The sequence below is a fragment of the Sedimenticola hydrogenitrophicus genome, from assembly GCF_029017505.1.
GTDB lineage: Bacteria > Pseudomonadota > Gammaproteobacteria > Chromatiales > Chromatiaceae > Sedimenticola > Sedimenticola hydrogenitrophicus_A.
Genome location: NZ_JAQGEI010000015.1, coordinates 66,268 through 91,900, shown reverse-complemented (window position 1 = coordinate 91,900; position 25,633 = coordinate 66,268). Strand labels below are relative to the sequence as shown.

At 60.0% G+C, this 25,633-nt stretch carries 18 protein-coding genes; 15 read left to right on the top strand and 3 right to left on the bottom strand.

Features of this window, described 5'->3' with window-relative positions; translation table 11 throughout:
* The first annotated feature begins 54 nt into the window (after nt 1-54).
* Nucleotides 55-987, top strand: a complete 933-nt coding sequence (gene mdh, locus O9K64_RS11405) for a malate dehydrogenase (protein ID WP_275098191.1) — start codon at nt 55-57, stop codon at nt 985-987.
* 240 nt (nt 988-1,227) lie between these two features.
* On the opposite strand, the gene O9K64_RS11400 is transcribed toward mdh, so the two are convergent.
* Nucleotides 1,228-2,418, bottom strand: a complete 1,191-nt coding sequence (locus O9K64_RS11400) for an amino acid aminotransferase (RefSeq protein ID WP_275098190.1) — start codon at nt 2,416-2,418, stop codon at nt 1,228-1,230.
* Nucleotides 2,419-2,810: 392 nt separating this feature from the next.
* Between O9K64_RS11400 and hemW the strand changes: the two genes are divergently transcribed.
* From hemW to O9K64_RS11380, 4 genes are all read left to right on the top strand, one after another.
* Nucleotides 2,811-3,974, top strand: coding sequence for a radical SAM family heme chaperone HemW (gene hemW / locus O9K64_RS11395; protein ID WP_275098189.1), 1,164 nt, complete (start codon nt 2,811-2,813; stop codon nt 3,972-3,974).
* Between the two features lie 191 nt (nt 3,975-4,165).
* Nucleotides 4,166-4,528, top strand: a complete 363-nt coding sequence (locus tag O9K64_RS11390; protein ID WP_275098188.1) for a DUF3135 domain-containing protein — start codon at nt 4,166-4,168, stop codon at nt 4,526-4,528.
* A gap of 99 nt (nt 4,529-4,627) precedes the next feature.
* Nucleotides 4,628-4,831 (top strand): 50S ribosomal protein L31, encoded by a 204-nt coding sequence (gene rpmE / locus O9K64_RS11385; RefSeq protein ID WP_260293002.1) that lies wholly within the window; start codon nt 4,628-4,630, stop codon nt 4,829-4,831.
* A 489-nt stretch (nt 4,832-5,320) separates the two neighbouring features.
* Nucleotides 5,321-6,616 (top strand): citrate synthase, encoded by a 1,296-nt coding sequence (locus O9K64_RS11380; RefSeq protein WP_275098187.1) that lies wholly within the window; start codon nt 5,321-5,323, stop codon nt 6,614-6,616.
* Here the strand turns inward: O9K64_RS11380 and O9K64_RS11375 are convergent.
* Nucleotides 6,613-7,218, bottom strand: coding sequence for a hypothetical protein (locus O9K64_RS11375; protein WP_275098186.1), 606 nt, complete (start codon nt 7,216-7,218; stop codon nt 6,613-6,615). The two genes, O9K64_RS11380 and O9K64_RS11375, sit on opposite strands and share 4 nt — an antisense overlap.
* Before the next feature lie 166 nt (nt 7,219-7,384).
* Entirely contained in the window at nt 7,385-9,769 is a 2,385-nt protein-coding gene (locus O9K64_RS11370; RefSeq protein WP_275098185.1) for a penicillin-binding protein 1A, read from the bottom strand.
* 224 nt (nt 9,770-9,993) lie between these two features.
* Here O9K64_RS11370 and O9K64_RS11365 point away from each other — a divergent pair, with 224 nt between their 5' ends.
* The 10 genes from O9K64_RS11365 to O9K64_RS11320 all read left to right on the top strand — a co-directional run bounded on the left by O9K64_RS11365 (nt 9,994) and on the right by O9K64_RS11320 (nt 25,268).
* Nucleotides 9,994-11,070: a pilus assembly protein PilM gene (locus O9K64_RS11365; protein ID WP_275098184.1), complete on the top strand. Its 1,077-nt coding sequence runs from the start codon at nt 9,994-9,996 to the stop codon at nt 11,068-11,070.
* A gap of 1 nt (nt 11,071) precedes the next feature.
* Complete coding sequence (locus O9K64_RS11360) at nt 11,072-11,629, top strand: PilN domain-containing protein (protein ID WP_275098183.1); 558 nt, start codon at nt 11,072-11,074, stop codon at nt 11,627-11,629.
* Complete coding sequence (locus O9K64_RS11355) at nt 11,626-12,210, top strand: type 4a pilus biogenesis protein PilO (protein ID WP_275098182.1); 585 nt, start codon at nt 11,626-11,628, stop codon at nt 12,208-12,210. Before O9K64_RS11360 ends, O9K64_RS11355 begins: the two co-directional genes overlap by 4 nt.
* Nucleotides 12,210-12,743, top strand: a complete 534-nt coding sequence (locus tag O9K64_RS11350) for a pilus assembly protein PilP (protein ID WP_275098181.1) — start codon at nt 12,210-12,212, stop codon at nt 12,741-12,743. The genes O9K64_RS11355 and O9K64_RS11350 overlap by 1 nt, the downstream gene beginning before the upstream one ends.
* A gap of 322 nt (nt 12,744-13,065) precedes the next feature.
* Nucleotides 13,066-15,105, top strand: a complete 2,040-nt coding sequence (pilQ, locus tag O9K64_RS11345) for a type IV pilus secretin PilQ (protein ID WP_275098180.1) — start codon at nt 13,066-13,068, stop codon at nt 15,103-15,105.
* Between the two features lie 364 nt (nt 15,106-15,469).
* The gene (gene aroK / locus O9K64_RS11340; protein WP_275098179.1) at nt 15,470-15,988 is read left to right on the top strand and encodes a shikimate kinase AroK; all 519 of its coding nucleotides are present in this window, start codon (nt 15,470-15,472) and stop codon (nt 15,986-15,988) included.
* Between the two features lie 83 nt (nt 15,989-16,071).
* Nucleotides 16,072-17,166 (top strand): 3-dehydroquinate synthase, encoded by a 1,095-nt coding sequence (gene aroB, locus O9K64_RS11335; RefSeq protein WP_275098178.1) that lies wholly within the window; start codon nt 16,072-16,074, stop codon nt 17,164-17,166.
* Nucleotides 17,163-18,926 (top strand): AAA family ATPase, encoded by a 1,764-nt coding sequence (locus tag O9K64_RS11330; protein ID WP_275098177.1) that lies wholly within the window; start codon nt 17,163-17,165, stop codon nt 18,924-18,926. The genes aroB and O9K64_RS11330 overlap by 4 nt, the downstream gene beginning before the upstream one ends.
* A 247-nt stretch (nt 18,927-19,173) precedes the next feature.
* Entirely contained in the window at nt 19,174-23,814 is a 4,641-nt protein-coding gene (gene gltB, locus O9K64_RS11325; RefSeq protein ID WP_275098176.1) for a glutamate synthase large subunit, read from the top strand.
* Nucleotides 23,815-23,816: 2 nt separating this feature from the next.
* Nucleotides 23,817-25,268 carry a glutamate synthase subunit beta gene (locus tag O9K64_RS11320; protein WP_275098175.1) on the top strand — a complete coding sequence of 484 codons (1,452 nt, stop codon included), beginning with the start codon at nt 23,817-23,819 and terminating at the stop codon, nt 25,266-25,268.
* Nucleotides 25,269-25,633: the final 365 nt, after the last annotated feature.

The following is a 25,633-nucleotide window of genomic DNA, read 5'->3' as shown; positions in this document are numbered from 1 at the left end:
CGATTTTCAGCTATTCTAAGTTAACTCCCAACACTACTGCAGAGGATTAATCTCATGAAGGTATCCGTTCTTGGCGCTGCCGGCGGCATCGGTCAGCCACTGGCCCTCCTACTCAAAAATGCCATGCCCGCTGGTTCCGAGCTGGCATTGTACGATGTTAATCCGATGGTACCAGGCGTTGCGGCGGATCTGAGCCACATTCCAACTCCGGTCAAGGTCTCCGGTTACGGCGCCGATCAGTTGGAAGCGGCGATGGCGGATAGCGATATCGTAATCATTCCGGCCGGTGTGCCGCGCAAGCCGGGTATGTCCCGCGATGACCTTTTCAATGTCAATGCCGGTATTGTCAAGGCGCTGGTGGAGACCGGCGCCAAGGTCTGCCCGAATGCCTGCTACGGCATCATCACCAACCCGGTAAACTCCACCGTGCCGATCGCGGCCGAGGTGCTGAAGAAGGCCGGCGTCTATGACAAACGCAAACTGTTTGGTATCACCACCCTGGATATCATCCGTTCCAACACCTTCGTGGCGGAGTTGAAGGGCCTGGATCCCACCAGCCTGAATATCCCGGTGATCGGTGGTCACAGTGGCAATACCATTCTGCCGCTGCTCTCCCAGATTGGTATCGAATTCTCCCAGGAGGAGATCGAAAGCCTGACCCCACGTATTCAGAATGCGGGTACCGAGGTGGTTGAGGCCAAGGCGGGCGGCGGCTCCGCCACCCTCTCCATGGCCGATGCCGGCGCCCGTTTCGCCCTGACCCTGCTGAAAGCGCTGGGTGGCGAAGAGTCTGTGGTCTGCACCTATGTCGAGGTGGAGAATCAGCCGACCCGCTTCCTCTCCCTGCCGGTGCGCCTGGGCAAGAACGGCGTGGAGGAGATCCTCCCGGCCGGTACCCTGAGTGCCTATGAACAGCAGCTGTTCGACGAGATGCTGCCAACCCTGGAGAGCAACATCGCCAAGGGCGTGGAGTTTGCCAACAGCTGATTGACGGCCGCAACGCCTGCAAAAAAACGCCCGGTCTGAGCCGGGCGTTTTTTTGTCCAGGGACGAACTTATGCCGCGGAGGCCGGGGATGGCCGTAGGGGCAACCCCCCGTGGTTGCCCCGGGTAACGGGCAGGCACAGGGGCCTGCCCTTACGGCGACAGCCGGATAGCCGGGAGCGGCTTTGTCCAGTCTGCAGGTCGGATTGGCACAACCTAATCCGACAATGATGGTGACCGACCCTACAGCACCTGGGCGATACCGCTGCAGAGGGCGTCCATGTTGTCGCGGGTCATGCCGGCGACGCTGATCCTGCCCGAGCCGACGATATAGATGCCGAACTCCTCTTTCAGGCGTTTCACCTGGTCCGGGTTCAGACCGGAGAAGGAGAACATGCCGCACTGCCGGCTGATGAAGCTGAAGTCCTGGTTGACCCCCTTCTCCTTCAGCGTGGCCACAAACAGGTCGCGCATCGCCTGGATGCGGTCCCGCATCTCGGCCACCTCCTTTTCCCACTCGGCATACAGCGAGGCGTTGTTGAGGATGGTGGTGACAATGCCGCTGCCGTGGAAGGGCGGGTTGGAGTAGTTGGCGCGGATGATCGACTTGATCTGGCTGAAGGTGTTGTCCGCCTGGCCAGCCTCTTTCGCCAGCAGGGTGAGGCCGCCGACGCGCTCGTTATAGAGTCCGAAGTTCTTCGAGAAGGAGCTGGCCACCAGCAGTTCGGGATTGTGTTCGGTGAAGATGCGCAGGCCGGCCGCATCGTCTTGAATACCCTTGCCGAAACCCTGGTAGGCGAAGTCGAACAGCGGCAGCCAGCCGCCGGCCGCCGACAGCCTGGCCAGCTCCTCCCACTCCGCGGTTGTGGGATCGATGCCGGTCGGATTGTGGCAGCAGCCGTGAAGCAGCACGGTTTCACCGGCGGCGACCTGCCGCAGGGAATTCTTCATGGCCGCGAAGTCCTTGTCCTTGGCGTCCGCGTTGTAATAGTCATAGGTGACTACCTCAAGGCCCGCCGCCTGGAAGATGTTGGCGTGGTTGGCCCAGGTGGGGTTGCTCACCCAGATGCGCCGGCTGGGCATGTGCCGGGCGATGAATTCGGCGCAGATGCGCAGGGCGCCGGTGCCGCCGGGGGCATGGGCCGAACGGGCGCGGCCGCTGCTGATGATGTCACTGTCATTGCCGAACAGCAGGCGTTGCACGCCCAGGCCATACTCGGGGGTGCCTTCAATGCTGAGATAGCTTTTGCTGGTCTCCTGGGTGAGCAGCTGCTCTTCGGCCTTTTTGACGCATGAGAGGATAGGGGTGGTGCCCGCCTCATCCTTGTAGATTCCGACGCCGAGATTGATTTTGCCGGTGCGGGTATCCTTCTTGAAGGCTTCCGTCAAACCAAGGATGGGATCGGCCGGGGCGGCGCTGAGCTGTTCAAACATTTTTATCCTCATGCGAGTGTTTTTTGACAATGGGCCAATATGCTACCCCCTGTGCGCAGTGTTGCAAAGCGGTTAATGTAAAGTACTCTGTCCGGGTGATATTTGCGTAGTTCAGCGCTCCTGTGGTGTCCCGCCGCAAGGCGCGTCGTGCAGGCATTGGCCAGGTCCTTGTCAAGCGACGCAACGCGGCGGCGGGACACCACAGGGGCACCCTTCGGGTTGGCCTGTTCGCGCCCCTGGCTGCGTTGCGGCTCTTGCACAGGACCGGGCCATTCGCTGCGAGCCGCGCCTTGTCAGGAACGCGGACAGGCCAACTGAACACGCAAATATCACCTGGACAGAGTACCAGGGCGAAAACCGATTTTGATGGTCGCGGGAGTGAGAAAGAAGTGATGAGTCAAATGCCATTGTTGCCGCCGCTGGGACTCTATATCCACCTGCCCTGGTGTATGCGCAAATGCCCCTATTGCGACTTCAATTCCCACGAGGTGCGGGCCGGCATCCCGGAGGCGGCCTGTATCGACGCCCTGCTGGCCGATCTCGATTTTGAGCTGGCCGGCGGCTGGGCCCGGACGCGTGAGTTGCAGAGCGTTTTTATCGGCGGTGGCACCCCGAGCCTGTTTTCCGCCGAGTCGATCAAGCGACTGCTCCGGGGCGTGCGCGAGCGGATCTCCTGTGTGGCGGGTATGGAGGTGACCCTGGAGGCGAATCCCGGCACCCTTGAGCATGGACGTTATCTCGGCTATCGGCAGGCCGGGGTGAACCGCCTCTCCATCGGTGTGCAGAGTTTTCATAAAGACTCCCTTGTCCGGCTGGGCAGGATCCATGGCCCTGAGGAGGTCCATGCGGCGATCGACAGTGCCCATTCGGCCCGGTTTGAGTCGATCAATCTGGACCTGATGTGCGGCCTGCCGGGGCAGACCCTGGAGATGGCCGGCGAGGATGTCCGCCTGGCCATCGAGGCCGCTCCCGATCACATCTCCTATTATCAGTTGACGCTGGAGCCGAATACCCCTTTCCACCATCGGCCGCCCCGGGCCATGCCGAGTGTGGATGCGGCGGCCGATCTCCAGGCCGAGGGACGCCGGCTCCTGGAGGTGGCGGATTATCGGCAGTACGAGGTGTCGGCCTATATGCGTAGCGGACGGGCCTGTCGGCACAACCTCAATTACTGGCTGTTCGGTGACTATCTCGGCATCGGTGCCGGGGCGCACGCAAAGCTCACCTCCGTCTCCCCCTGGCAGGTGCAACGCAGATGGCGGGTGAAACGGCCAGAGGAGTATCTGCGGGTTGCCGGCGGCAGGGGGGCGATCTCCGGAGAGAGTCGACTCGATCGAGAGGATCTTTTTATTGAATTCATGATGAACGCGCTGAGACTGAAGCAGGGCTTCGCGGTGGCGCTGTTTGCCGAACGCACGGGGCTGGACGAGGCCCATTTGTGGGACAGGCTGGCAGATCCGCTGGAACGGGGCTTGTTGTTGCACGAGGCCGGCACCGTCAGAACATCGGAATCCGCCTGGCTGTTTTTGGACGACGTGGTGGGCGGGCTTCTTTGATTGGGGGCTTGGCGCATCCATGCGCCGGCAGGGGCTCTGGAATATGAACTAATATTATAATTATCAGCTCCTTAACAGTCGCTGGATGGTATCGTGGCTCAGAGCAGTCGGTCGTGCTCTGTGCTAGGATTTCACTGTGAGGTCGCCAACCGGTGGTGGGAGCGGCTGGCGCTGGTAACGAGGAATGGTCAATGGAGCGGACGGGAGGCAAGCTGGATTTTGATCGTTGGCTGAAACTGGCCAGTACCGACCTGTCGGCCTTCGAGGCGTTGCGCCGCTCGACTATAGATGAGGTCATCAGGCAGGCACCCGAGGAGCAACAGGATAGGCTGCGCCGGCTGCAGTGGCGTATCGACCAGGAGCGACGACGCTCCGGCAGCCCGATGGGGGCCTGCATCCGCATATCCAGGATGATGTGGGAGCAGATGATGGGTGAGGGCGGGCTGGTCGACCGGCTCCACGATCTCGGCAGCGGCGCGTACTCCGCCCGCGCGGGCCGGGGGAAGTCGGCAAAGGTCATCCCGTTGGTTCCCGGGGGCGGTCAGCGAAACTAGGCGAGCGCCGGGTATTGCGGGGAATAGAGGTGTTGGCTATAATGCCCCGTTCACCCCGTCCTAATTATGCGGGTAGTTTGAGTTTATTCAGAGGCTGTCATGAAAGCGGATATCCACCCCAAATACGAAGAGATTAAAGTGGCTTGCAGCTGCGGGAACGAGTTTACCACCCGTTCGGCGCTGTGCGAGGATCTGCACGTGGAAGTCTGCTCAGCCTGCCATCCTTTCTTCACCGGAAAACAGAAGATCATGGATACCGCTGGCCGTGTAGATAAGTTCCGCAAGCGTTATTCGCGCGGTTGAGCGTAGCGCAAAGCAGAGCAACGGATAAAAGGCACTTCGGTGCCTTTTATTTTATCCAGGGATGGGCTGCCCCGCTGCAGCGGCCTTGGCATCGGTGACGCCTGAGGCGCCGATTGCGCCGGTCTCAAATCTGGGCGTTTTCATGCCGATGGACTATGCTTAACGCGTCCTTGCATAACGCATTATCGACACCCTTTCGCCTTCTGGCATTCGGCAGTATTCATTATTTCAATGTGCTGTATTAAAAAATGCAGTCATTGCGTCCAAATAAGGTTTTGGTAGCATTGCGGCGATTGCAAAATCCCGGTAGATCCCGCGTCTCAACGTAACCGCGGCCGATTTTATTTAATAATTTGCCGAGAAATCAGGCAGCAGAGGGAAAACTATGTTTGGATGGTTGTCCTATTAAATGCCTGAGGGGTTGTTCTGATCGGCCGACTGTTATATAAAAGGCCAGTTAGCCAGTTTATGGCAGGAGAAAGTGAACTTATGTCAGATAAAAAAGTAACCTTAACCAACGAAGTAGACGGAACCTCTGTAGAGCTGCCTGTGTACAAGGGCACTGAAGGGCCTGAAGTCGCGGATATCTCGACCCTTTACAAAAACACCGGGATGTTTACCTACGATCCCGGTTTCGTAGCCACGGCAAGCTGTCGTAGCGCGATTACCTATATTGATGGAGACAAGGGGATCCTGCGTTATCGCGGCTACCCCATCGAGCAGTTGGCCAAAGAGGCAAGCTTTCTCGAAGTCGCCTATCTGCTGATGTATGGCGAGCTACCGACGGCCGAGGAGCTGGCCTCGTTTGATAACACCATCCGCCACCACACCATGATCAAGGAGACTCTGAAGAACTTCTTCGATGGTTTCCAGTATGACGCCCACCCCATGGGTATTATGGTTGGCGTGGTTGGGTCGCTCTCCGCCTTCTATCACGACTCGCTGGATATCAACAATCCGCGGCATCGTGAAATTTCCGCCCACCGGCTGATAGCCAAGATGCCGACCATCGCTGCGGCCAGCTATAAGCACAATGTTGGCGAACCCTTCATCTACCCGCGAAATGACCTGGATTATTGCGAAAACTTCCTGCGCATGATGTTCAGTAATCCCTGCGAGGATTACACACCGGATCCCGTTGCGGTGAAGGCGATCAATATGCTGTTTATCCTGCATGCCGATCATGAGCAGAACGCCAGTACTTCAACCGTTCGTCTCTCCGGCAGTTCGCAGGCCAATCCGTTCGCCTGTATCGCGGCCGGTATCGCTTCCCTGTGGGGCCCCTCGCACGGCGGCGCCAACGAGGCGGTACTGGATATGCTGGAAGAGATCGGGGATGTTTCCCAGATCGACAAGTACATCGCCAAGGCCAAGGATAAGAACGACCCGTTCCGTTTGATGGGCTTCGGTCATCGGGTCTACAAGAATTTCGACCCGCGTGCCACACTGATCCGCGAAGTCTGTCACGAAGTGCTCGAGAACATGAAGGACAACAACAATCCTCTGTTCGAGCTGGCCCTGCGCCTTGAGCAGGTGGCGCTGGAGGATGAGTACTTCGTCGAGCGCAAACTGTATCCCAACGTCGATTTCTACTCCGGCATCATCTATCAGGCCCTGGGTATCCCGACCAGCATGTTCACCGTGATGTTTGCGGTTGCCAGGACCGTCGGCTGGGTGGCGCACTGGATGGAGATGATGGACGATCCCGAGCAGAGAATCGGTCGCCCACGCCAACTCTACACCGGCGCACCGATGCGGGATTACGTCCCGGTGGGCAAGCGTTAGTCTGACTCGAGCATCGTCAGCAGTTTGTTCAGCGACGCCCCCTTCTGGGGGCGTCCTTCTGTCGGGTCCAGCGGCATGTTGTGCCGCTCCGACTCCGGAAGCACCAGCAGTTCCATCCGGTGCTCCCCGGCATGAAAGCTGAATAGCGTCCGCGTGGCGCGCTTTTTATTGCTGTATTCCAACGGCAGCTCACGCTGTCGAAAGGGGATCTTCCAGTCCATCAATGAGATGGCCACGGCCTCCACGGTGTCTGAGAAGAGCACCAGGCTGATGGGGGTGTGCTGGTTGGCAATCCCGCTCAGTACCGGGCCGATAAGGCGCGGATGGTATTGGCTGAACAGTCGCATGGCCGCCACCGCGCTCTCCCTGAGCTGGCGCAACTGCGCACCCTGTGTCGCCGACTGAAACAGTTCCAGGTGGTTTTTCAGGGCCAGCTCGATTTCGCGGTTTTCCGGTAGTTGCCGCTGGTCTGTGCAGCGCAATCGCCTGGCGGCTTTAGTGCGGGCCTGGGCATAGCTGAGATCACTCTGTTCGGCGATCAATTGCGCCGCCTCGATGGCGATCTGATGCCTGAGCGCGCGGGGCGCTGAACGACGGGGCATGATAATGATGCTCCTGGTTAGGACCGGTCAATAAATAACCATCACGTCTTGCTGGTCTTTTCGTCCGCCTTCGGCGTCACGGCAAGGCTCACATAGGGCGACTATGCGCGCCTTGAAGGCAGACGAAAATCCGGCGCAATGCGTAACCGTTATCGCATTCCGGCCCTCAGAAAATCTGCTCCTCACTGGCAGTTCCCTTGATGCGCTGTCCCGGCTCACTGTTCGACACTGCCTCACTGGAGAGTTCCTTGGGGGCGTTTTCGCTCCGAAAAACTTCAAATATGGCATCGGACTGATCGACGCTGGCACGCTTTCCCGTTTGTGGGTCGATTCGTACGGTGACCATACCGGTTGGTACCTTAAGCGGCTGTTCGGGGATATCCTTTAATGCGCTTCCCATGAACTCGATCCAGGCCGGTAGCGCGGCGCGGCCGCCGACTTCGCCCCTGCCGAGCGGTTTGGACGAATCAAAGCCGACCCAGGTGATCGCCACCAGAGAGCGGTTGAAGCCGTTGAACCAGGCGTCCCGCTGGTCGTTGGTGGTGCCTGTCTTGCCGGCAAGGTCCGTACGCCCCAGGCTGCGTGCCTTGACGGCAGTGCCCTGGGAGATGACATCGCGCATCATGGAATTCATCAGGTAGTGATTCTGCGGTGAAATAACCCGTTCCGCCAGTGGCAGGTTGTTGTTGCTCGCCTCTGTGCAGCCTTCGCAGACCGTGACCGGGGTGGCCTGAAAGATCAGTTCGCCATTGTCCCTTTCGATGCGGGTGATAAAGTAGGGTTCGATCCTGAACCCGCCATTGGCCAGAATGGCGTAGGCCGAGGCCATCTGCAGGGGGGTGACCGCGCCGCTGCCCAGGGCCAGCGAAAGGTTGTGCGGCAGATTGGCGGGATTGAAGCCGAACTTTTTGGCGTGTTCCAGGGCGTGGGCAATACCCATGGAGCGCAGCAGGCGGATGGAGACGAGGTTACGCGACTTGGTCAACGCATATCTCAGCCGGGTGGGACCAAAGAACTTTCCGCTGTAGTTCTCCGGGCGCCAGGCCGCTTCCAGGCTGGGATCATCAAATACCACGGGGGCATCATTGATCAGGCTGGCGGCGGTGAAGCCGGCTTCGAGCGCGGCGGAGTAGATGATGGCCTTGAAGCCGGATCCCGGCTGGCGCATGGCCTGGGTAACCCGGTTGAACTTGCTGTGGTAGAAATCGTAACCGCCGGTCAGGGCCAAAATGGCGCCATTGTCCGGATGCAGAGCGACAAAAGCGCTCTCGGCGGCGGGGATCTGGGCCAGTCGGAGGGTCGGCCCGGTTTCGCTCACACTGACCAGCACCCTGACCAGGTCTCCGGGTTGAATGATCTCGCGGGTCTGCCGGGGTTTCGCACCAGCCTGGTTTTCGCTCTTGAAAGGCCGGGCCCACTCCATCCCTGCCCACGCCAGGGTCTCATGGCGCCCTTCGCCGAGATAGAGCGTGGCGCTTTTCTCCTCGATGCCTGTGACAATGGCGGGCAGCAGGTCGCCAACTATCCGGTGATCCCGGAGCAGTGCGTCCAGTGTCTGGTTATCTTCGTCACCCGAGAGCTTGAGGTGCTGCTCAGCGCCGCGGTAGCCATGCCGCAGATCGTAGGCTTGCAAGTTGTTTCTCAGCGCCTCGTTGGCGACGGACTGCAGCTTGCTGTCGATGGTGGTATAGACATTAAAGCCAGTGGTGTAGGCGTCGTTGCCATAACGCTCATACATTTCCGCCCTGACCATTTCGGCGACGTAAGGTGCATCGGCCTCAGTCTGTGCGGTATGCAGTGCAGCCGTGATCGGAGTGGAACGCGCCTCTTGCTCTTCCGCATCACTGATAAAGTCCAGCTTGGCCATCCGGCCGAGGACGTAGTCCCGTCGTTGCAGTGATCGCTCGGGGTCGGCCAGCGGATTGTAGCGTGACGGGGCCTTTGGCAGGCCTGCGATCATGGCGATCTGCGGCAGGCTCAGCTGGTCCACGGTCTTGCCGTAGTAGACCATGGCGGCCGCCCCGATCCCATAGGCACGATTTCCCATATATATCTTATTAAGGTATAACTCCAGGATCTCCTGTTTTGTCAGTTCATGTTCGATCCGGAGGGACAGAAAGATCTCACTGAATTTTCTCGTGAAGGTCTTTTCGCTCGAAAGGAAGAAATTTCGCGCCACCTGCATGGTGATGGTGCTGCCGCCCTGCCGGCGTTCGCCGGTAAGCAACAGCTGGTAGGCGGCACGCAGCAATCCCTTGTAATCGACGCCCGGGTGTTCGAAAAAGCGGTCATCCTCGGCGGCCAGAAAGGCCTGGACCAGGGGCTCGGGGATATCTTCATAGGCGAGTGGGATGCGGCGCATTTCACCAAACTCGGCAATGAGTTTGTTGTCACTCGAGTAGACCCGCAGCGGGACCTGGAATTGGACGCTTTTCAGGCTCTCGATCGAGGGGAGCGACGGCTCGAGATAATAGTAGAGTGCGGCGACGGTGATGGCGCCGGTTAGGGATCCCAGCAGGCTGAGCCAGAAGAAAAACTTGATCGGTTTCATTAACCACTTCATGAGCCAGTTCACGGATTGTGTATTGATGGGGATCCAGAATATATTGGACGGGATATGTGGCTATACTACCAAATATGTGTTGTTGTGACAGTCTTGGATAAAAAATACTTCACAAGAAAATCATTTACTGCTATATAGTTAACTATTCTAATTAAAGGAAAACCTAAAAGTTCTCCGTAAAGCTATATTTTAATTGCGAGAAAGGAAACGCGATGGCCCCTTTTTTCGGCTCCAAGAACCAGGCGATGCTTGGCCTGGATATCAGTTCCACGGCAGTCAAACTGCTCGAGTTGAGTAAGTCATCAGGCCGGTCGGGCGCCCAGTTCAGGGTTGAAGCCTACGCGGTAGAGCCACTCCCGGCAAATGCCGTGGTGGAGAAGAATATAGCCGATGTCGACGCCGTTGGTCAGGCCATTCAGAATGTGGTCAGGCGTTCCGGCACCAAGGCACGTCAGGCGGCTGTGGCCGTTTCCGGGTCCGCGGTAATCACCAAGATCATCACCATGCCCGCCTCGCTCTCCGATGCCGAGATGGAGAGTCAGATTCAACTGGAGGCCGATCAGTACATCCCCTATCCGCTGGAAGAGGTCAACCTGGATTTTGAGGTCCTGGGGACTTCGGAGAAGAGCCCGGAAATGATGGATGTGCTGCTGGCGGCCTCGCGCAGTGAAAATGTCGATGACCGGGTGGCGGCCCTGGAAATTGCCGGGCTGGCGGCCAGCGTTGTCGACGTGGAAGCCTACGCCATGGAGAACGCCTTCAGCCAGATAGTCGACCAGTTGCCGGACAGCGGCGACGATCAGACGGTTGCCATCGCGGACATCGGGGCGACCACCACCACGCTGAATGTGCTGCGCAATGGCAAGATCATTTATACGCGGGAGCAGAACTTTGGCGGCAGGCAGCTGACCGAGGAGATTCAGCGGCGTTACGGCCTCTCGCATGAGGAGGCCGGTATGGCAAAACGGCAGGGCGGGCTGCCGGATAATTATCTGCCTGAGGTGCTGGAGCCGTTTAAAGAGGCAATGGCCCAACAGGTAAGCCGTTCGCTGCAGTTCTTCTTCTCGTCCAGCGCCTATAACAGCGTCGATTACATCATCCTGGCCGGCGGGAGCTCGTCAATTCCGGGCGTTGATGAACTGATCGAGGAGAAGATCGGTACGCCCACGGTCGTGGCCAATCCCTTCGCCAACATGTCGGTTTCATCCAGTGTAAAACCCCAGGGACTGAGTAACGACGCGCCGTCGCTGATGATTGCCTGCGGACTCGCATTGAGGAGTTTCGACTGATATGGCCCATATAAATCTACTTCCCTGGCGGGAAACCCTCAGAAAAAAGCGTCAAAAGGACTTCGGCATGTCGGTGCTGCTGGCGCTGATACTGACCGGTACCGCCGCGGGTGGAGTGCACTTCTATATCGAAGATATGATCAGCCACCAGGGAGCGCGCAACAGCTATCTGGGGCAAGAGATTGCGATCGTCGATAAAAAAATCAAAGAGATTCAGGATCTGGAGAAGCAGAAGGCGCAGCTGATTGCGCGCATGAATGTGATCCAGTCATTACAGGGCAGCCGGCCGCAGATCGTGCACCTGTTTGACGAACTGGTTACTACCATTCCGGATGGTACCCACCTGACCAAGCTGGACCAGAAGGGGGGGGCGATAACATTGAATGGAGTCGCCGAGTCCAATGCGCGGGTCTCTGCCTACATGCGCAACATCGATTCTTCGGCCTGGTTGGGGGGGCCTTCCCTGCAGGTGATTACGAGTACCGAAAGATCCAAGGGTATATTCACCCTGACGGCCAAACAGATCGACCGCAATAAGGAAAAGGGGGATCAGCAGTGAACCTTCAGGAGTTGAATGAACTTGATTTCAACAATATCGGCGGTTGGCCGACGCCCGTAAAGGCGTTTATTGTTATCCTGCTCTGCGTCGGAGTCGCCGTCGGCTGGTACTATTACAACACCGAAGAGCAACTGCTCAACCTGGAGACCGCGGAGAAGAAGGAGTTGAGCCTGCGCGCCGAGTTTGAGCGCAAGCAGGCCAAAGCGGTAAATCTGGAGAAGTACAAGAAGCAGCTGGAAGAGATGAAGCAGTCCTTCGGCGCCATGTTGCGACAGCTGCCGAACAAGACCGAAGTGGCGGATCTGCTGGTGGATGTGTCGCAGACCGGTTTGGCCGCGGGCCTGGAATTCGAGCTGTTCGGCCCGCAGGCTGAAGTCCCCCGCGAGTTTTATGCGGAATTGCCGATACAGCTGCGGGTGTTCGGCAATTACCATGAACTGGGTGCCTTTATCAGTGGGCTGGCCGCCCTGCCGCGCATCGTCACCATCCATGACGTCGCCGTCACCCCCCGCGCCGAGGGGGTGCTGGTGATGACCGCGACGGCAAAGACATACCGCTATCTGGAAGAGGAGGCGAATTGATGACGTGTAACAAAATCGTTCGTCTTGCGCCGGTGCTGGCCGCTGCTCTCCTGCTGTCTGCCTGTGCCGATCGGAGCATGCACGATCTGAAGAGCTATGTGGATGAGGTGAAATCCAGGAAGGCCGGGCACATTGAGCCATTGCCGGAAATCAAGCCAATAGAGACCTTCGCCTATATCAGCGACGGCCGGCGCAGCCCGTTTGAGTCACAGGCCCAGGGCGAGCAAGCGCTCGGGCAGAATGCAGGCGATGGATTCGGGCCCGACTTAAACCGCCGCAAGGAGGAGCTGGAGAGTTATCCGCTCGATTCGCTGCGCATGGTGGGGCTGCTGGAGCAGTTGGGGATTACCTGGGCGTTGATCCAGACACAAGAGAGAACGATTCACCGGGTTAAGGCGGGCAATTATCTGGGGACGAACCACGGGCAGATAACCCAGATCAATGAAACCCAGGTTGAGTTGACGGAGATCATTGCGGACGGTCAGGGCGGTTACCGTGAGCGGCAGGCCTCCTTGGCATTGGCAGGAGAGTAACAGGGCTATGTTAATGAAAAATAAACCACTTGACGTAAAACGGTGGAGCCAGCCTGAGGGTGTGGTGACGGATGCGATGAATTCCATCCTCAGGTTCGTAAACGGTACATCCCTGTACCACTCCTCCATCCTCAGGTTCGTAAACGGTACATCCCTGTACCACTCCTCCATCCTCAGGTCCGTAATCGGTGCATCCCTGCACCACTCCTCCATCCTCAGGTCCGTAAACGGTGCATCCCCGCACCACTCCTCCCGGCGGCTGTTCCTGGCAGTAGTTCTCCTGTTTCTGTGTTCGCTGACGCCCGTTTTCGCGGCGGACAATGTGCTGAAAGAGCTGACCTTCTCCGCGTTGCCGGGCGACGATGTGGTCATCACGCTGCGTGCGGATAAACCGATTGAACGGCCACAGATGTTCACCACCGATAATCCCGCGCGTATTGCGCTGGATTTTTTTGGCATGTCCAACGGGCTGAGCAGCAAAACCCAGGCAATCGGGATTGGCAATACCCGAAGCGTCACGGCAATTGAGGCGGGAGACCGCACCCGGGTGGTGGTCAACCTGGTTGAAGCGACAGGCCACGATATCGTGGTGAACGGAAACCAGCTGGAAATCACCATCAAGGGTGGTGCCCGGGTGGCCTCCTCCGGCAGAGCAACCGCCGCGGCCACGCCCGCCGTGCCGGGCTCCCCGGACACGGCCGCGGAGCCGGTGGATAGTCTGCGCAATGTGGATTTCCGGCGGGGCGATGGCGGCGAGGGGCAGGTGATCCTGACTCTGGGCAATCCGGCGGCCGCCGTGGATATGCGCGAAGAGTCCGGCCGGATCGTGCTGGATATCCTCAATACCTCGCTGCCGGAGCGCCTGATGCGCAAGTTTGACGTGGGCGATTTCGCCACCCCGGTAAAACAGTTCGAGGTCACCGGTCAGGGCGAGAATGTGCATATCGAGATCACCGCAACGGGTGATTATGAACACCTCGCTTACCAGGCCAACGATCTCTTTACGATTGAATTCCGTGCCCTGAGCAAAGAGGAAAGAGAGGAGATGCAGCGGCGCAAGGAGACCTTCACCGGCGAGCGGCTGTCACTCAATTTCCAGGATATCGAGGTGCGCGCCGTACTGCAGTTGCTGGCGGATTTTACCGGCCTGAATCTGGTCACCTCGGATACGGTTACCGGCAATATCACCCTGCGGCTGAAGAATGTGCCCTGGGATCAGGCGCTCAGCATTATCATGAAAACCCGCGGTCTCTCCATGCGCCAGAATGGCAACGTCCTGCTGATCGCGCCCACCGAGGAGATTGCTGCGCGCGAAAAGCTGGAGCTGGAGTCCCAGCGTCAGATCGAGGAGCTGGCGCCGCTGTTTTCAGAATACATACAGCTGAACTATGCCAAGGCCACCGATATTCAGAAGCTGCTGAAGGCGGAAAGCAATCAGCTGCTGACGCCCGAGCGTGGCAACGTCACTTTCGATGAAAGGACCAATACCCTGCTGGTGCGTGATACGGCCGCCAAGCTGGATGACATCAGGCGGCTGATCACCCGGCTCGATGTGGCCGTCCGGCAGGTCCTGATCGAGTCCCGCGTGGTGATCGCCAATGATGATTTCGCCAGGGATATCGGCGTGCGTTTCGGCCTCAGCACCCACCTCAAGCAAGACGGCAACTTCCTGGATATCAACGGTACCCAGGAGGGTTTTGTCGGCGGCACGGCCGGTTTACATGAGGGCTCCCTGGAGTCGCCCGCCGGCTCAGGGCAAGAAGGCCTCCTGGTCAATCTCCCCCAGACCCTGAGTTCCACCAGGGGCGGGGCGATAAACTTTATCGCCGGGAAGCTCGGTTCCTATCTGCTGCAGCTGGAGCTCTCCGCCATGCAGCAGGAAGGCAAGGGCGAGGTCGTTTCCAGCCCCCGGGTGGTCACGTCCGATCAGAGTACCGCGGTGATCAAGCAGGGTGTCGAGATCCCCTATCAGGAGGCCAGTTCCAGTGGCGCGACCACGGTCTCGTTCAAGGAGGCGGTGCTGAAGCTTGAGGTGACCCCGCATATCACCCCGGATGACCGGATTATCATGGATCTCAATATCTCCAAGGATAGCCCCGACTTCTCGCGTTCGGTCTTGGGCGTGCCGCCGGTGGATACGCGGGAGGTCGAGACCTCCGTGCTGGTCGAGAATGGCGAGACCGTGGTCCTGGGTGGCGTATTCGAACGTTCGGAGACGCGCAGAAACGAACGCGTCCCCTTCTTCGGCGATCTCCCCTATGTCGGTTTCATGTTCAAGCAGGAACTGCGCACGGATGAGAACCGGGAACTGTTGATCTTCGTGACCCCCAAGATCCTCAAGGAGACCCTGTCAGCCCGCTGATGCGCGGCGCTCCTGCTGCACCCGGAAGGGTCTATCTGCGGATAGACCCTTCTTGTTTGGGGCGGCGGGAGAATACAACGCATGAAGCGCCTTCTCCTTGCGGTCATTGCGAGGAGCGCAACTAGGAAGCGGTCCGCCACTCCGAAGCCCGGGATTGCTGTGTCGCGCAAACCCCGTGCACTGGCCGGGAACGGTGCGGCGGCGCCTGGCAATGACGGGGAAAGGTTTGTAGGGTGGATACGCCGTCGATTATCCACCCAGGGACCCTGTTTTCTGCCGATTGCCCGGAAAATATCCGGCCATTCGTTTTGCTGGTCCATTTTTAATTGTCTGTTGATAGAAAATCTGGCATACCTAACGCTCTATGAATCATCCAAACAATATCTTTCTGATTGGGCCCATGGGGGCTGGTAAAAGCACCATCGGTCGTCAGGTGGCCGCGTTGCTCGGCCTGGATTTTGATGATACCGATCATGAGATCCAACGACGCACAGGAGTCGATATCCCCACCATATTCGACTACGAGGGTGAGGCGGGATTCCGCAAGCGCGAAAGCGCCGTGATCGACGATCTAACCCAACTCGGGGGGCTGGTGCTGGCCACCGGGGGCGGTTCGATCCTCGATCCGGATAATCGACGCAACCTGAGCAGCCGCGGTTTTGTGGTCTATCTCTACTGTAGCCCGGAACAGCAGTTTGAACGTACCCTGCGGGACCGGAGCCGGCCGCTGTTGCAGACAGAGGACCCGCTGGGCACCCTGCAGGCGCTGATGGCGGAGCGCGATCCCCTGTACCGGGAGACGGCGGATATCGTCGTGACTTCAGAGAAGCGCAGCGCTTCGGCGGTGGCCAATGAGATTGTCCGAAAGCTCAGGGCCGAGTGATTTCCGACTGGTGCTGAGATGACTCGTAGTCAGGTGGCGGTTTTTTGGCAAACCAAGTTATTAACCAGAATTATTATCGTATCATGAATCCCCAGACCAGCATTTTGAACGTCAATCTCGCCGAGCGCTCATACCCTATCTATATAGGCGCCGATCTGCTCGGCGACAGCGCGGTCTACCTTCCCCATATCCATGGGCAGCAGGTGCTGGTCGTGTCGAATACCACGGTGGCGCCCCTCTATCTGGAGAGGGTCCAGGCGGCACTTCGGGAATTCACGGTCGAATCGGTCATCCTGCCGGATGGCGAGCAGTACAAGACCCTGGCGGTGTGGCAGGGGATTATCGATGCATTGCTGGAAAACCGCTTCGACCGGCGCTGTACGGTGATCGGTTTGGGTGGTGGGGTGGTGGGCGACATGGCGGGTTTCGCCGCTGCCTGTTACCAGCGGGGCGTCCACTTCATCCAGGTGCCCACCACGCTCCTGGCCCAAGTGGATTCATCGGTTGGTGGTAAAACCGGGGTGAATCATCCGCTGGGAAAAAACATGATTGGCGCATTTTATCAACCACAGTGCGTCATTGCCGATATTCAGACGCTGGCTACCCTGGACAACCGCCAACTCTCCGCCGGGCTGGCGGAAGTGATCAAATATGGGCTGATCGGCGACCCGGAGTTTTTCGTCTGGCTGGAACAGAATATGGATGGCCTGATGGCCCGGGACCAGGCACTGCTGAGCTTTGCCATTGAGCGTTCCTGCCGTGATAAGGCCGATGTCGTGGCGGCGGACGAACGCGAGGCCGGTAATCGTGCCCTGCTCAATCTGGGACACACCTTTGGCCATGCCATCGAAACGGGGATGGGTTATGGTGAGTGGCTGCATGGTGAGGCTGTCGGCGCCGGTATCTGCATGGCGGCGGATTTTTCCCGCCGGCTGGGTTGGCTGACAGCGTCCGATCAGGCCCGGATCACGGCACTGATCGCCCGCGCCGGCCTGCCCACCCACCCGCCGGAGAGCATCGATGCCGATCGGTTCATGCAATTGATGTCGATAGACAAGAAGGTGCTGGCGCAGAAAATCCGCTTGGTTCTGATGAATCAGCTGGGCTCCTCCGTAGTGACCGATGATTTTGATTCAGAGCTTTTGAAGGTGACCCTGAATGGGTATGGACCTGAATGAAAATGGACGAGCGGCCGGCTGACGCGGCAGCGAGCGCAGAATTAACTCACCGGCATGACAGGACGCCCACCCCGGGGAGGTCCGAGGCGTTTTTTTCAACTCCGGAGCTCAGGCAACGCCTGGATCTGCTGCGGCATCTGACGGATAACAGTGAAAAAATACTGTTAATCAAAGGGGTCACCGGTTCCGGTAAGAGTACCCTGCTGCAACAATTTCGCGATTTATCCCGGGAGGATTGGGCGCTTTGCTGTCTGACAGCGGACCACATGCTGCAGCCCGACCAGTTCTTCTCTCTCCTCTATCGGCGTTTCGGGCTGACCGGTCCGGCGGCGATGAATATCGAGGAGCTGCTCAAGCGCTTCGATATGCTGCATGCCGCCGGAAGGTTACCGGTGATTGTGGTCGATGACGCCCAACTGCTTCCGGTAGCGACATTGATCGCCCTGTTCCGGCTTTTTGAACGTCGCCCCGGCAGCCGGGCGCTGATCCGGGTGGTGCTGTTTGCCACGCCCGGGATCGATGCGCAGTTCCAGACGCCGCAATTGCAGGCGATGAATCTCCAGAGTGTTCAGTCTCTTGAGATGCCGCTGTTTGACGCGGCGCAGGCGCAGGCATTTATCGGGTTTCTGCTCGATATCGAGGGTAACCCGGCGGGATTGAGCCTGGCGCCCGGTCGAATTGAGCGGATCATCAGGGACGCCGCGGGGGTGCCGGGCGCGCTGGAAGAGCGACTGCAGGGCGTTTTTGCCGGCACCTCCAGGCCTGCCGAGGTGGTGGTTGCGCAATCCGCGGTAAAACAACGGATCGGTATTCGAGCGGTGGTGTCGGACCTGCCCCTGTCGGTACTGATGGGCGCTCCCCTGCTGCTGGTACTGCTGCTGCTGACACTGGTTTTTCAGGATGAGATCAATCGGCTGTTCGATCAGACCGAAGTCGATCCGGCCGTGGAGGGCGTTGCGCGGTTCACGGAAGAGGGGTTGCGCCCCCTGCAACTTCCGCAGCCCGGGTCGGGAATGGCGCGCGAGACGGAAGGTCCCGGGGGAGGGGAGCGGCTGGAGAAAGCGCCGTCCCTGGAGACGGCTCCCCGGACGGACAAGCCGCCGCAGATGTTATCGGGGCCGGAACCGGAACCAGAGGCGAAAACAGCAACGGTAACGGAACCGGAAACAGCAACGGAAACAGAGCAAGCACCAGGGCCGGCGGTCATTCCGCCGACTGTCGCGGAGGGGATGGGGTCGCAACCGGACGTGACGGATGAACCGGCAATGCCCGCACCCGGCACAGCGCCGGCCGCCGGTGAGGCGGCGCCGACCGATAATCTGCCGACCGGCGAGGATGCTCCCGGGGGTGTCGACACGCCTGTGGGCGAGGAGGGTGTCGCTGCCGGGCCGCCAGGATCCGCGTCCAAGCCCGCTGTCGCCGCGACTGATGGCGCGGATTCGGCGACCCCCGCCACCGGGAAGCGTCTTCGGGATGAGCGTTGGATATTGACCCAGAGTCCCGTTGCCTACACACTGCAGCTGGTGGGTGTCAGGGATGAGCCGGCCGCCAGGCGGTTTATCGAGCAACACCGGTTGCGGGGGGATGTTGCCTACTTCAAGACGATCCGGTCGGGCCGACCATGGTACTCGGTGATCCAGGGCGTCTATGGGGATCGATCCAGCGCCCTCAAAAGCCGGGAGACCCTGCCGCCCGCGCTGCGTAACAGCGGTGTCTGGCCCCGTACCTTCGCCTCCGTCCAGGCGGCCATGGGTAAATAAAGGACGGAAATCCCTGCCGGATACCCACTCCACATCGGGAAATTAAAGCCGCTGAGTAAATTGCTGGCCTGGAATAGAGTTTTCCATTATCCTGCAGGGTTCTGTCCGGCCGGAATTCCTTGTGATGGACATTCTTCAGCCATTTTGGACGAACCTCGAAGAGTGTTTTTTCGGGTCTTACGTCCATGTTTACAACGGGTAGAGAGCAGTTGTTGCCGTATTCTGCCCCGATGAGATGAGGTTTACGATGGGCCAAGGCGCTTTGCCAGCGAAGCAGGGACTCTATGATCCCCGTAACGAACACGACGCCTGTGGCGTCGGTTTTGTCGCCAATATCAAGGGCCGTAAGAGCCGCAGGATTGTCGAACAGGGCTTGGAGATCCTGGAGCGGCTGACGCACCGTGGTGCGGTCGGCGCAGACCCGCGTGCGGGTGACGGCGCCGGTATCCTGATTCAGATACCCGATTGCTTTTTCCGTGAGCAGCTGGATTTCACCCTGCCGGAACCGGGCGAATATGCGGTCGGCATGCTGTTCCTGCCGCGCGACGAGGCGGCCCGGGCGCGGGCCGAGAGTACAGTCAACCGGTTTGTCGAGGATGAGGGGCAGCAGATTATCGGCTGGCGCGAGGTGCCGGTGGATAATGAAGGCCTTGGGTACAGCGTAAAGCCAACAGAACCTTCCATTAAACAAGTATTTATCGGCCGTGGAGCCAATTGCCAGGAGCAGGCGGCCTTCGAGCGCAAACTGTTTGTCATTCGCAAACAGATCGAGAAGGTGATTCGCGAAACCGGCCTGGAGAAGGGCGAATCGTTCTACTTCACCTCCCTCTCCTCCCGTACCATCACCTACAAGGGTATGCTGCTGTCCGATCAGGTGGGCGAATATTATCCCGACCTGAAGGACGAGCGCATGGTCTCGGCGCTGGCGCTGGTCCATCAGCGCTTCTCCACCAACACCTTCCCAACCTGGGATCTGGCCCATCCGTTCCGCATGATCGCCCACAACGGCGAGATCAATACCATGCGCGGCAACGTCAACTGGATGGCGGCACGCAAGCACTCCATGGCCTCCGAGATCCTGGGCGATGACCTGGCCAAGGTGTGGCCGCTGATTCCGGAGGGACAGTCCGACTCCGCGTCGTTCGATAACGCCCTGGAATTGCTGGTGCAGGGGGGTTACTCCCTGGCCCACGCCATGATGATGCTGATCCCGGAGGCCTGGTCGGGCAACCCGTTGATGGATGAAAGTCGCCGCGCATTCTACGAGTACCACGCCGCCCTGATGGAGCCGTGGGACGGACCGGCCGCGGTCGCCTTCACCGACGGCCGGCAGATCGGCGCCACCCTGGATCGCAACGGCCTGCGCCCGGCGCGCTACCTGATCACCGACGACGACATGGTGATGATGGCCTCGGAGATGGGGGTGCTGGATATCCCGGAGGCGCGCATCATCAAGAAGTGGCGCCTGCAGCCGGGCAAGATGTTCCTGATCGACCTGGAAGAGGGGCGTATCATTGACGATGCGGAGATCAAGGCGCAGCTCTCCACCGAGCACCCCTACCAGGACTGGCTGGATCAGACCCAGATCCACCTGGATCATCTGCCGGAAGTGGTGGGCGCCATGTCGCCGGATCCCGAGACCCTGCTGGATAGCCAGCAGGCCTTCGGCTACACCCAGGAGGATATCAAGTTCCTGCTGACGCCGATGGTGCTGACCGGCCAGGAGGCGACCGGCTCGATGGGCGCGGACAATCCGCCGTCGGTGCTCTCCAACCGGCCACGTCACCTGTCGACCTATTTCAAACAGAATTTTGCCCAGGTCACCAATCCGCCGATCGACCCGATCCGCGAAGAGATTGTGATGTCGCTGGTGTCGCTGATAGGCCCCCGCCCCAACCTGCTGGGTATCGGCCAGAGCAAGCCGGCCATGCGCCTGGAGGTGCATCAGCCGATCCTGACCAACAGCGACCTGGAGCGGATCCGCAATATTGAAGACAACACCGGCGGCGCCTTCCGCACCCGTACCCTGAGCATCTGCTTCAAGGCGGCCAAGGGTGCGACCGGTCTGAAGCTGGCCCTGGATGCCCTGGGTCACGCCGCCGAGAAGGCGGTGCTGGAGGGGTTCAATATCCTGATCCTCTCGGATCGCCGTGTGGATGCGGATAATATCGCCATCCCGGCCCTGCTGGCGGTCTCGGCCGTGCATCACCACCTGATCCGCAAGGGGCTGCGCACCGAGTCGGGGCTGGTGGTCGAGACCGGCGCGGCACTCGAAGTGCACCACTTCGCCACCCTGGCGGGCTATGGCGCGGAGGCGATCAATCCCTATGTGGCGTTCGATACCATCCAGTCCCTGCTGCCGGCCCTGCCGGAGCAACTCGGCTTCAAGGATGCGCAGAAACGCTATATCAAGGCGATCGGTAAGGGCCTGAAGAAGGTCATGTCGAAGATGGGGATCTCCACCTACCAGTCCTACTGCGGGGCGCAGATCTTCGATGCCGTAGGCCTCACCGGCAGCTTCGTCGACCAGTATTTCACCGGCACCTCCAGCCTGATCGAGGGCGCCGGACTGGACGAGATCGCCCAGGAGGCGGTGCGCCTGCACGCCAATGCCTACGGCAACAATCCGATCTACCGCAAGCACCTGGATGTGGGGGGCGATTACGCCTACCGGCAGCGCGGCGAGGTGCACGCCTGGACCCCGGATACCATCGCCAAGGTGCAGCACGCCGCGCGGGCCAACGATGCCAAGAGCTATGCCGAATTTTCCCGCCTGATCAACGAACAGGATGAGCAGCTGCTCGCCTTCCGCGGGCTGTTTGATCTCAACTGGGCGAGTGAGCCGGTGCCCCTGGACGAGGTGGAGCCGGCGAAGGAGATCGTCAAGCGTTTCGCCACCGGGGCCATGTCCTTCGGCTCGATCTCCCATGAGGCCCACTCCACCCTGGCGATGGCGATGAATGCCATCGGCGGCAAGTCCAACACCGGTGAAGGGGGTGAGGAGCCGAGCCGCTTCAACCCACTGCCGGACGGCTCGCCCAATCCGCAGCGTTCCGCCATCAAGCAGGTGGCCTCCGGCCGCTTTGGCGTGACCACCGAATACCTGGTCAATTCGGACGATATCCAGATCAAGATGGCGCAGGGCGCGAAGCCGGGCGAAGGCGGTCAGCTGCCGGGCCACAAGGTCAATGCGCAGATCGCCCGGGTGCGTCACTCCACCCCGGGGGTGGGCCTGATCTCGCCGCCGCCGCATCACGACATCTACTCGATCGAGGACCTGGCCCAGCTGATCCACGACCTGAAGAACGTGCAGCCGAAATCGCGCATCTCGGTCAAGCTGGTCTCCGAGGTGGGTGTCGGCACCGTGGCCGCCGGTGTCTCCAAGGCGCATGCCGACCATGTCACCATCTCCGGTTTCGACGGCGGTACCGGGGCATCGCCCCTCACCTCCATCAAGCATGCCGGCTCCTCCTGGGAAATCGGTCTGGCGGAGACCCATCAGACGCTGGTGCTGAACCGGTTGCGCGGGCGCATTGCCGTCCAGGTCGACGGCGGCCTGCGTACCGGACGCGACGTCGTGGTCGGCGCCCTGTTGGGGGCCGACGAGTTCGGTTTCGCCACCGCGCCGCTGATCGTCGAGGGCTGTATCATGATGCGCAAATGCCATCTGAATACCTGCCCGGTGGGCGTGGCCACCCAGGACCCGGAACTGCGCAAGCGGTTTACCGGCAAGCCGGAGCATGTGATCAACTACTTCTTCTTCGTGGCCGAGGAGGTGCGCCAGCTGATGGCCAAACTGGGCTTCCGCAACTTCAACGAGATGATCGGCCAGAGCGACCGTCTGGATACCCGCAAGGCGGTGACCCACTGGAAGGCCAAGGGACTCGATTTCTCGCGCATCCTGGCGAAACCGGTGGCCGGGGAGGGCGTGGCGATCCACAACACAGAGGCCCAGGACCACGGGCTGGACAAGGCGATGGATCATCGCCTGATCGAGCTGGCCCAGCCGGCGCTGGAACATGGCGAGGCGGTCAGGATCGAGATCGACATCCACAACTACAACCGCACCTTCGGCGCCATGCTGTCCGGACGGGTGGCCGAGAAATACGGCCACGCCGGTCTGCCTGACGACACCATCTACGTCAAGGCCAGGGGCACGGCAGGCCAGTCACTGGGCGCCTGGCTGACCCGGGGCGTGACCATCGAACTGGCGGGTGAAGGAAACGACTACGTCGGCAAGGGGCTCTCGGGCGGGCGCATCGTGGTCTATCCGCCGGCGGAGTCGGGCATCGACAAGGCCGAAGAGAACATCATCGTCGGCAACACCGTGCTCTATGGCGCCATCGCCGGCGAGTGTTATTTCCGCGGGGTCGGCGGCGAGCGCTTCGCCGTGCGCAACTCGGGCGCCACGGCGGTGATCGAGGGGGTCGGCGACCACGGTTGTGAATACATGACCGGTGGCGTGGTGGTCTGTCTGGGTTCGACCGGGCGCAACTTTGCCGCCGGCATGTCCGGCGGCATCGCCTACGTGCTGGATGAGGACGGCAGCTTCGAGCAGCGCTGCAATCTCTCCATGGTCGACCTGGAGCCGATCCGGGACGAGGACGATGCGTTGGAGACGCTGGATCATCAGGGCGGCGACCTGGAGACCAAGGGGCGGGTCGATGTCAGTCACGACATGACCCGGTTCGATTCCATCCGGCTCCGGCAGTTGGTTGAGAACCACCTGCATTACACCAACAGTACCGTTGCACAGAAGATCCTCGACAACTGGGGTGAGTATCTGCCGAAGTTCGTGAAGGTGATGCCGGTGGATTATCGTCGCGCCCTGCTGGAGATGCAGGTGGCGCAGGCGCGAGGTAATGAAGTTGTCAAGGGGAGTCACTAATCATGGGTAAGCCAACAGGTTTCAAGGAGTATCCGCGTCAGGACCGCAGCTATGCGCCGGTAGCCGACCGGCTGACTCATTTCAGCGAGTTCACCATCGAACTGAGCAGCGACGAACTGAGTATTCAGGGCGCGCGCTGCATGGACTGTGGCATCCCCTTCTGTCACAAGGGGTGCCCGGTGGACAATATCATCCCCGACTGGAATGACCTGGTTTATCACAAGGACTGGAAATCGGCCATCGAGGTACTCCACTCCACCAATAACTTTCCCGAGTTTACCGGGCGCATCTGCCCGGCGCCCTGTCAGGAAGCGTGTACGCTGAACCTGACCGATGAGCCGGTGACCATCAAGAGCATCGAGCTGGCGATTGTCGAGAAGGCGTGGGAAGCGGGCTGGATCCAGCCCCAGATCGCCCGCCACAAGAGCGGTAAACGGGTCGCCATCGTCGGCTCCGGACCGGCCGGACTGGCCTGCGCCCAGCAGTTGGCACGGGTGGGTCACTCGATCTCGGTGTTCGAAAAGGAGAACCGTATCGGCGGGTTGCTGCGTTACGGGATTCCCGACTTCAAGCTGGACAAGCAGGTGATCGACCGCCGCATGGGGCAGATGCAGGCGGAAGGGGTCAAGTTCCACGCCAATACCCACATCGGCCTCGATATCCCGGCCAAGGAGCTGGTGGACAAGTTTGATGCGGTGGTACTGACCGGCGGTTCGGAACAGCCACGGGACCTGCCGGTGCCGGGACGTGAGCTGAACGGCATCCACTTTGCGATGGATTTCCTGCGCATGAACAGCCATCGGGTGCAGGGTGACGAGGTCGGCGACGGGTTCATCTCCGCCGCGGGCAGGCACGTGGTGGTGATCGGCGGTGGCGATACCGGATCGGATTGCATCGGCACCTCCAACCGCCAGGGCGCGGAGTCGGTGACCCAGATCGAGATCATGCCGCGGCCGCCGGAAAAAGAGGACAAACTGACCATCTGGCCCTACTGGCCGAACAAACTGCGCACCTCCTCCTCCCAGGAAGAGGGCTGCGAACGGATCTGGAGTGTCGCCACCAAGGCATTCCTGGATGATGGGAAGGGCAATGTCAGGGCGGTCCGCTGTATCAAGGTGGAGTGGCAGCAGAGCGACTCGGGCGACTGGAAAATGAGCGAGGTGGCCGGCTCCGAGTTCGAGCTCAAGGCCGACCTGGTGACCCTGGCGATGGGCTTTGTGCATCCGGTGCATGATGGCATGCTCAATGAGCTGGGCGTGGGCCTGGATAGCCGTGGCAACGTCAAGGGGGATACCGAAGGGAGCGAGGCGTATCGCACCTCCATCGGCGGGGTGTTTGCGGCCGGCGACATGCGCCGCGGGCAATCGCTGGTGGTCTGGGCGATTCGTGAGGGCCGCCAGTGTGCCCGCGCCGTGGATGAGTACCTGATGGGGAGCTCCGAGCTGCCGCGCTGACAATATATCGCCGGAGGCGGTTGGCAAAAAGGGCGGTGGCCGGGAAGGCCACCGTCCTTTTTTTATCCCGGGATGGCCAGGATTGTAAAGAGCCCCAACGAGGCATCGACGGGCCGCCCATCGGCCAGGGTAGGCACAGGGGCCTGCCCCTACAACTGGTCATTCGGAACCACGGATGGACACAGATTCACACGAATAGGAGATCAGAATCCTGAATCTGTGTTTATCGGTGTCCATCCGTGGTTCTCCAGGTCCCGCCCAGCCATTATGCCCGGTGTTAAATAATTCGTCCGTAATGCCCCACCCCTCTGGCACCCACCAAACCATCGGAGGGGGTTGTAGTAAATTTATTCGCGCTTATTTGC

Excerpts from the sequence above, each read along its gene's own strand:
- gltB (WP_275098176.1), top strand. The coding sequence starts at position 19,174 with ATGGGCCAAGGCGCTTTGCCAGCGAAGCAGGGACTCTATGATCCCCGT.
- hemW (WP_275098189.1), top strand. The coding sequence starts at position 2,811 with ATGAGTCAAATGCCATTGTTGCCGCCGCTGGGACTCTATATCCACCTG.
- O9K64_RS11375 (WP_275098186.1), bottom strand. The coding sequence starts at position 7,218 with ATGCCCCGTCGTTCAGCGCCCCGCGCGCTCAGGCATCAGATCGCCATC.
- rpmE (WP_260293002.1), top strand. The coding sequence starts at position 4,628 with ATGAAAGCGGATATCCACCCCAAATACGAAGAGATTAAAGTGGCTTGC.
- mdh (WP_275098191.1), top strand. The coding sequence starts at position 55 with ATGAAGGTATCCGTTCTTGGCGCTGCCGGCGGCATCGGTCAGCCACTG.
- O9K64_RS11380 (WP_275098187.1), top strand. The coding sequence starts at position 5,321 with ATGTCAGATAAAAAAGTAACCTTAACCAACGAAGTAGACGGAACCTCT.
- O9K64_RS11365 (WP_275098184.1), top strand. The coding sequence starts at position 9,994 with ATGGCCCCTTTTTTCGGCTCCAAGAACCAGGCGATGCTTGGCCTGGAT.
- O9K64_RS11320 (WP_275098175.1), top strand. The coding sequence starts at position 23,817 with ATGGGTAAGCCAACAGGTTTCAAGGAGTATCCGCGTCAGGACCGCAGC.
- aroK (WP_275098179.1), top strand. The coding sequence starts at position 15,470 with ATGAATCATCCAAACAATATCTTTCTGATTGGGCCCATGGGGGCTGGT.
- O9K64_RS11390 (WP_275098188.1), top strand. The coding sequence starts at position 4,166 with ATGGAGCGGACGGGAGGCAAGCTGGATTTTGATCGTTGGCTGAAACTG.
- O9K64_RS11330 (WP_275098177.1), top strand. The coding sequence starts at position 17,163 with ATGAAAATGGACGAGCGGCCGGCTGACGCGGCAGCGAGCGCAGAATTA.
- O9K64_RS11400 (WP_275098190.1), bottom strand. The coding sequence starts at position 2,418 with ATGTTTGAACAGCTCAGCGCCGCCCCGGCCGATCCCATCCTTGGTTTG.
- O9K64_RS11360 (WP_275098183.1), top strand. The coding sequence starts at position 11,072 with ATGGCCCATATAAATCTACTTCCCTGGCGGGAAACCCTCAGAAAAAAG.
- aroB (WP_275098178.1), top strand. The coding sequence starts at position 16,072 with ATGAATCCCCAGACCAGCATTTTGAACGTCAATCTCGCCGAGCGCTCA.
- O9K64_RS11370 (WP_275098185.1), bottom strand. The coding sequence starts at position 9,769 with ATGAAACCGATCAAGTTTTTCTTCTGGCTCAGCCTGCTGGGATCCCTA.
- O9K64_RS11350 (WP_275098181.1), top strand. The coding sequence starts at position 12,210 with ATGACGTGTAACAAAATCGTTCGTCTTGCGCCGGTGCTGGCCGCTGCT.